Source organism: Planococcus sp. MB-3u-03 (assembly GCF_002833405.1).
Classification (GTDB): domain Bacteria; phylum Bacillota; class Bacilli; order Bacillales_A; family Planococcaceae; genus Planococcus.
Window position 1 is genome coordinate 1 of the sequence record NZ_CP025135.1, and the last position, 7,500, is coordinate 7,500.

A 7,500-nucleotide genomic window follows, 5' to 3' on the forward strand; every position below is an offset into this window, starting at 1 on the left:
TTGGAACACTTAGACGAAATTTGGTCGAGTGTCTTAGCCCAAGTCGAGAAAAGAATCTCCAAGCCCAGTTTTGAAACTTGGCTCAAATCTACCAAGCTCTTGTCCTATAAAGAAGATACTGTCACCATTTCAGCCCCGAATTCATTTGCGCGCGACTGGCTCGAAAACCATTACGTGCACTTGATCACCGGCATTTTGACAGACCTTACAGGGGACGAAGCGCTTATTAAATTTGTGGTGCCAAAAGATCAGGATATGGATGATTTCCAGCTTCCCGCTCCCCGTGTCAAACCGGGGCAGGCGGAGCAGCAAGAGTTTTTGCCGGGTATGCTCAACCCGAAATATACCTTTGACACGTTCGTCATCGGCTCCGGCAACCGCTTTGCACATGCTGCATCACTGGCTGTCGCCGAAGCACCGGCAAAAGCTTATAACCCGCTTTTCATCTATGGAGGCGTAGGACTTGGCAAGACCCACCTTATGCACGCAATCGGACATTATGTCATTGAACACAACCCAGACGCCAAAGTGGTTTATTTGTCGTCGGAAAAATTCACCAACGAGTTCATCAACTCGATCCGTGACAACCAAACCGTCGATTTCCGCAATAAATACCGCAATGTCGATATTTTGCTCATTGACGATATTCAATTTTTAGCGGGAAAAGAGCAGACGCAGGAAGAATTCTTCCATACATTCAATACGCTGCACGAAGAATCCAAACAGATCATCATCTCCAGCGACCGGCCGCCAAAAGAGATCCCGACACTTGAAGACCGCTTGAGATCGCGCTTTGAATGGGGATTGATCACCGATATCACGCCGCCGGACTTGGAAACGCGGATTGCCATTTTGCGCAAAAAAGCCAAAGCGGACGGCCTGGACATCCCGAACGATGTCATGACCTATATCGCCAATTCAATCGATTCCAACATCCGCGAGCTCGAAGGCGCCTTGATTCGCGTCGTCGCTTATTCCTCCCTGATCAACCGGGACATGAGCGCAGAGCTTGCTGCAGAAGCATTGAAAGACATCATGCCGAACTCCAAGCCGAAAGTGATCACCATCTTGGACATCCAAAACGCAGTCGGCGAACAGTTCAACGTCAAATTAGATGATTTCAAAACGAAGCGCCGCACGAAGGATATTGCGTATCCACGTCAAATCGCGATGTATTTGTCACGTGAAATGACGGATTTTTCATTGCCGAAAATCGGCGAGGAATTCGGCGGCCGCGATCACACAACGGTCATCCATGCACATGAAAAAATCAACACGATGCTGAAAGAGAACCAGCAGCTTCAGCAGGATATTAAAGAAATTCGATCTGCACTCGGGAAATAAGACTGTGGATAACCCCCGATTTTCTTAAGCAGTTTATGCACAGTTTGTCTACATGTGGATAAGCTGCCTTTATTGCTCATATCGGGCTTATCCACATATTCACAGCCCCTACTACTATTACTGTCTTTAAGTACTAATAACTAAAATATATATATAAGCGAGGTTCGAGAATGAAATTCGAGATAAAACGTGAGCGATTAGTTGAAGGTTTAAACGATGTAATGAAAGCAGTCAGTTCAAAAACAACGATTCCGATTTTGACTGGGATCAAGATGGATGTCTCTACAGAAGGAATGCGGTTAACAGGAAGTGATTCAGATATCACGATCCAAACCTTTATTCCTGCAGAAGAGGATGGAAAACAATTGATCGATGTCACTGAAGGCGGAAGCATCGTCCTTCAGGCAAAAGTATTCGGGGAAATAGTCCGCAAATTGCCGACTAATGAAGTCGAAATCGAAATTAACGGCAATTTCCAGACGCATATCCGTTCAGGAAAATCCGAATTCCACTTGATCGGGCTTGACGCGATGGATTATCCACAATTGCCGGATATCCAAGATGACCGCATTTTCACGATTCCAGCGGATCTGTTGAAAACAATCAATAGAGAAACGGTATTTGCTGTGTCCAGTTCTGAAACGCGCCCGGTGCTTACTGGCGTTCATTGGGAAGTAAAAGATGGAGAGCTGGTTTGTGTTGCGACCGACAGCCACCGTTTGGCACGCCGCAAAACGAAACTCGAAACTTTACCGGAAGGGGAGTATAGTGTCGTCATTCCAGGGAAAAGCTTGAATGAATTGAACAAAATCCTCGATGACACATCCGATCCGGTTGAAATCGTCATGACCAACCAGCAAGTGTTGTTCAAATCGAAGCACATCTTGTTCTTCTCCCGTCTATTGGAAGGGAACTACCCAGATACATCACGCCTCATTCCGTCTGAATACAAAACGACGGTAACGGTAAACGGCCGTTCATTGCTTCAGGCAATCGACCGTGCATCACTATTGGCGCGTGAAGAACGCAATAATGTCGTACGCTTTTCTACCAATGAAGGAAGCGAAGTGGAAGTCTCCTCGAATTCCCCGGAAGTCGGGAAAGTCGAAGAGCAATTGCAGGCACAAAGCGTTGACGGTGAAGAGCTGAAGATTTCCTTCAGTGCGAAGTTCATGATGGATGCTTTGAAAGCGATCGATGGACAAGACGTCGTCATCCAATTTACTGGAGCGATGCGCCCGTTCATTTTGAAATCAGCCTTGGATGACTCGATTCTTCAGCTGATTCTTCCTGTCCGGACATATTAATTGGAACCAAAACCCTCAGGATAGCCCATAAAGGCTATCCTTTTTACTTATGGGTGCAAATAGGGTAAAATAAAGGGATAGACTACGAATCGAAGGATGAGTGCATTTTGAAGGAAATCGGTATTGAAACAGAATTTATTACACTTGGGCAGTTGCTGAAAATGACGGACACGATTAGTTCAGGTGGCATGGCCAAATGGTTTTTGAGTGAACATGAAGTATTCGTGAACGGAGAAGCGGAAGACCGCAGAGGGCGCAAATTGCGTCCGGAAGATACTGTGAACATACCGGGGACGGGGGAATTCCGCATCGTTGTCGCCGAAGGCATGAGCTTCGATGCGGATTGACAACCTCGAGTTAGTCAATTACCGCAACTATGAAACGCTCAAGCTCGATTTCTCGCCGGAGATCAACGTCTTTATCGGCGAGAACGCGCAAGGCAAAACCAATATCATGGAATCGCTCTATGTTTTATCGATGGCGAAATCCCACCGGACAAGCAATGACAAAGAATTGATACGCTGGGACGCGGAATATGGTAAAATTAAAGCTGATGTGCTCCGGAAATATGGCAAACTGCCGCTTGAAATCAGCTTTTCCAAAAAAGGCAAAAAAGCGAAAGTGAACCACCTGGAGCAGAGGCGGCTGAGCGATTATATCGGCCAATTGAACGTCGTCATGTTCGCTCCTGAAGACTTGCATTTAGTCAAAGGCAGCCCGCAAGTAAGGCGCCGCTTCATCGATATGGAAATCGGCCAGATTTCACCGGTCTATCTCCACGATCTCGTCAATTACCAGAAGCTGTTGAAACAGCGCAACCATATATTGAAGCAGCATTACGGCAAACAGGCGATCAATGACGTCATGTTCGAGGTGTACACCGAACAATTCATTGAAGCTGCTGTAAAAATTATACAAAAAAGATTCCAGTTCATGGAATTGCTGCAAAAATGGGCAGAGCCGATTCATCATGGCATTTCCCGTGGGCTTGAAAAACTGGAAATCCGCTACCAGCCGATTAGTGGGTTGAAGCCCGAATGGACGCCTGCTGAAATGGCGTCCTTTTTAGAGCAAAAGCTCCAGGAAGTGAAAAAGCGTGAGCTCGACCGTGGCGTAACACTGGTCGGCCCGCATCGCGACGATCTGCAGTTCATGGTCAATGGCTACGACGTCCAGACTTACGGCTCCCAAGGACAGCAGCGCACGACAGCCCTGTCCTTGAAACTCGCGGAAATTGAACTGATCAAGCAGGAAGTCGGCGAAGCGCCGGTTCTCTTGCTGGATGACGTACTTTCCGAACTGGACGATTACCGCCAGTCGCATTTACTCAACACCATCCGCGGATCCGTGCAGACTTTTGTCACAACCACCAGTGTCGAAGGCATCCAGCACGAGACCATTCAAAGCGCCCGCCTTTTCGAAGTATCGAAAGGAACGGTCAAGGAGTGAGCATATATGTATGTCCAGATCGGAGCCTCCCAATTGATTGCCGTCACGGAAATCCTTGCGGTGGTCCATCATGAACACTATGTCCACTCCGCTTTTACGCGGCTTTTAGTCCCGCCTGAAGCAGTGAAATCCTATGTCGTCACCGATGATTTCGTCTACGGGTCACCTTATCGGCCCCAGGCATTGTTAAATAAAATTCAGCAAAACAGGTTATAACCGGTCAATGGAAATAATGAGTTGTCAAGAAAGAGCAGGTGAACGGAATGGCTATGGAAGATACGAATCTTGAGCAATCTTATGGCGCCAATCAGATTCAAGTATTGGAAGGCTTAGAAGCGGTCCGGAAACGGCCAGGTATGTATATCGGTTCTACGGGATCGAGAGGACTGCACCATTTAGTATGGGAAATCGTGGATAACAGTATCGATGAAGCCCTTGCCGGCTATTGCGATGAAATCCGCGTCACAATCGAAAAAGACAATTGGATCCGGGTCGAAGATAATGGCCGCGGGATTCCAGTCGATATGCAAGAAAAAATGGGCCGTCCGGCTGTTGAAGTCATCATGACGGTCCTTCACGCCGGCGGTAAATTCGGCGGCGGCGGCTATAAAGTATCCGGCGGCCTCCACGGCGTCGGCGCATCTGTCGTCAATGCTTTATCCGAAACGACGGAAGTTTATGTGCACCGGGACGGCAAGCGCCATTTTATTCAATTTGAGCGTGGCGCAGTCAAAAAAGAACTTGGCGTCATCGGCGAAGCCGACAAGACCGGCACAACGATCCGCTTTAAAGCGGACGGGGAAATCTTTAAAGAAACAACGGTTTACGAATTCGATATCCTGGATCACCGCCTCCGCGAGCTCGCTTATTTGAACCGCGGCTTGAAAATCGTGATTGCAGATGAACGGGAAGGCTTGGAGCAGGAAAAGAAATACCACTATGAAGGCGGTATCAAATCCTACGTCGAGCATTTGAACAAATCGAAAGACCCGCTTCACGAAGAAGCGATTTTCGTTGAGTCGGAGCGCGACGGCATCAATGTCGAAGTCGCGATGCAATACAACGGCGGATTTGCGGCGAATATCTTTTCATTCGCGAACAATATCAGCACCCATGAAGGCGGAACGCACGAATCCGGCTTTAAAACGGCGTTGACGCGCGTCATCAACGATTACGGCCGCAAGAATGGCTTGTTAAAAGATGCTGAAGCGAACTTGACTGGTGAAGACGTAAGGGAAGGGTTGACGGCGATCATTTCCGTTAAGCATCCGGACCCTCAATTCGAAGGCCAGACCAAGACAAAGCTCGGCAACACTGAAGTATCGACCATCGTCAATAATTTGTTCTCCAATGGATTTGAACGCTTCTTGCTGGAAAATCCATCAACGGCAAAGAAAATCATCGAAAAGGGCATCATGGCTTCCCACGCCCGAATGGCTGCCAAAAAAGCACGCGAATTCACGCGCCGCAAATCGGTCCTTGAAGTATCAAGCCTGCCAGGGAAACTTGCAGACTGCTCTTCACGTGATCCGAAAATCAGCGAAATTTACATCGTAGAGGGAGATTCAGCGGGCGGATCCGCAAAATCCGGCCGAGATCGCCACTTCCAGGCGATTCTGCCCTTGCGCGGAAAAATCCTTAACGTAGAAAAAGCGCGTCTGGATAAAATTCTTGTAAACGCAGAAATCCGTAATATCATTACTGCACTTGGAACCGGCATCGGTGAAGAGTTCAATCTTGATAAAGCGCGTTACCATAAAGTCGTCATCATGACCGATGCCGATGTCGACGGCGCCCACATCCGGACCTTGCTGTTGACGTTCCTATTCCGCTATATGCGCCCATTGATCGAAGCAGGCTATATTTATATTGCACAGCCGCCATTGTTCCAGATCAAACAAGGCAAGCATGTCGATTATGTTTATTCGGATGCACAGCTGAAAGAAGCATTAGCAAAACTTCCGGGATCACCTAAGCCGCATGTCCAGCGCTATAAAGGACTCGGCGAGATGAATGCCACTCAATTATGGGATACCACGATGGATCCTGATTTCCGTACCTTGCTGCAAGTCACGCTCGAAGATGCGATGACAGCGGATGAGACTTTCCATATGTTAATGGGAGATGACGTCGAACCGCGCCGCAATTTCATTGAAGAAAACGCCAGTTATGTGAAGAACTTGGATGTATAACGCAACAAGAGTTGAGAGGAGGCTGCGGATATGGCGGAACGGCCAGGCAGCGGAGTAGAAGAAATAAATATCAGCACGGAGATGCGCACATCATTCCTTGACTATGCAATGAGTGTCATCGTTTCACGTGCGTTGCCAGATGTCCGGGACGGCTTGAAGCCGGTGCATCGGCGCATTTTATATGCCATGCATGACCTCGGAATCACAGCGGATAAAGGCTATAAAAAGTCGGCACGTATTGTCGGTGACGTAATCGGTAAATATCACCCGCACGGTGATAGCGCGGTTTATGAAACGATGGTACGGATGGCTCAGGATTTCAGCTATCGCTATATGCTCGTCGACGGCCACGGGAACTTCGGTTCTGTAGATGGTGACGCAGCAGCAGCAATGCGCTACACAGAATCCAAGATGTCAAAAATTTCCATGGAACTTTTGCGTGATTTAAATAAAAACACAGTTGATTATAAGGAAAACTATGATGGTCAGGAAAAAGAACCGGTTGTCCTCCCAAGTAGATTTCCGAACTTGCTTGTCAACGGAACTTCCGGAATCGCAGTCGGAATGGCTACCAATATCCCGCCTCATAATCTAGGGGAGACGATCGATGCAGTTCTGGCCTTAGCCGAAAACCCGGCCATCACGACTGAAGAATTGCTCGACTTTCTTCCAGGGCCCGATTTCCCGACCGGAGGCATCATCCTCGGACGGAGCGGCATCCGCCGCGCCTACGAAACCGGTAAAGGTTCGGTGTTGATCCGTGCGGTCGTTGAAATCGAAACAAAACCGAATGGCAAAGAAGTAATCCTCATCCACGAACTTCCTTATCAAGTCAATAAAGCGCGTCTGATCGAGAAAATCGCAGAATTGGTGCGCGACAAAAAAATCGACGGCATCACCGATTTGCGCGACGAATCCGACCGCAACGGCATGCGCGTCGTGATTGAAGTGCGCAGAGACGCAAGCGCCAATGTCCTATTGAACAATTTGTACAAACAGACAGCGATGCAGACAAGCTTCGGCATCAATATGCTTGCGCTCGTCGATGGCCAGCCGAAAGTTCTTGGCTTGAAAGACGTCCTTTATCATTACCTGGAGCACCAGAAAGTCATTATCCGCCGCCGCACAGAATTCGATCTGCAAAAAGCGGAAGACCGTGCGCATATCCTTGAAGGCTTGCGCATCGCATTAGATCATATTGATGCCAT

General features: G+C 48.2%; 7 protein-coding genes (1 of these 7 only partly in view). All 7 read left to right on the forward strand.

The features are described from left to right. Positions 1-1,344 (forward strand): chromosomal replication initiator protein DnaA, encoded by a 1,344-nt coding sequence (dnaA, locus tag CW734_RS01180; protein ID WP_058382267.1) that lies wholly within the window; start codon positions 1-3, stop codon positions 1,342-1,344. Between the two features lie 170 nt (positions 1,345-1,514). After that, on the forward strand, positions 1,515-2,651 hold the full coding sequence (dnaN, locus tag CW734_RS01185) for a DNA polymerase III subunit beta (RefSeq protein ID WP_058382266.1): 1,137 nt from the start codon (positions 1,515-1,517) through the stop codon (positions 2,649-2,651). 107 nt (positions 2,652-2,758) lie between these two features. After that, the gene (gene yaaA / locus CW734_RS01190; RefSeq protein ID WP_058382265.1) at positions 2,759-2,998 is read left to right on the forward strand and encodes a S4 domain-containing protein YaaA; all 240 of its coding nucleotides are present in this window, start codon (positions 2,759-2,761) and stop codon (positions 2,996-2,998) included. Then, positions 2,988-4,100: a DNA replication/repair protein RecF gene (gene recF, locus CW734_RS01195; protein WP_058382264.1), complete on the forward strand. Its 1,113-nt coding sequence runs from the start codon at positions 2,988-2,990 to the stop codon at positions 4,098-4,100. The genes yaaA and recF overlap by 11 nt, the downstream gene beginning before the upstream one ends. A gap of 6 nt (positions 4,101-4,106) precedes the next feature. After that, on the forward strand, positions 4,107-4,316 hold the full coding sequence (locus CW734_RS01200; RefSeq protein WP_058382263.1) for a hypothetical protein: 210 nt from the start codon (positions 4,107-4,109) through the stop codon (positions 4,314-4,316). Positions 4,317-4,363: 47 nt separating this feature from the next. Next, positions 4,364-6,292: a DNA topoisomerase (ATP-hydrolyzing) subunit B gene (gene gyrB / locus CW734_RS01205; protein WP_101189128.1), complete on the forward strand. Its 1,929-nt coding sequence runs from the start codon at positions 4,364-4,366 to the stop codon at positions 6,290-6,292. Between the two features lie 30 nt (positions 6,293-6,322). Further along, positions 6,323-7,500, forward strand: partial view of a DNA gyrase subunit A gene (gene gyrA, locus CW734_RS01210; RefSeq protein WP_101189129.1) — the 5' end (the start) only. Its footprint extends 1,414 nt past the window's final position; only the first 1,178 of its 2,592 coding nucleotides appear in the window; its start codon is at positions 6,323-6,325; the stop codon falls past the right edge of the window.

Coding starts and splice junctions, on each gene's coding strand:
- dnaN (WP_058382266.1), top strand. CDS start 1,515: ATGAAATTCGAGATAAAACGTGAGCGATTAGTTGAAGGTTTAAACGAT.
- CW734_RS01200 (WP_058382263.1), top strand. CDS start 4,107: ATGTATGTCCAGATCGGAGCCTCCCAATTGATTGCCGTCACGGAAATC.
- recF (WP_058382264.1), top strand. CDS start 2,988: ATGCGGATTGACAACCTCGAGTTAGTCAATTACCGCAACTATGAAACG.
- gyrB (WP_101189128.1), top strand. CDS start 4,364: ATGGCTATGGAAGATACGAATCTTGAGCAATCTTATGGCGCCAATCAG.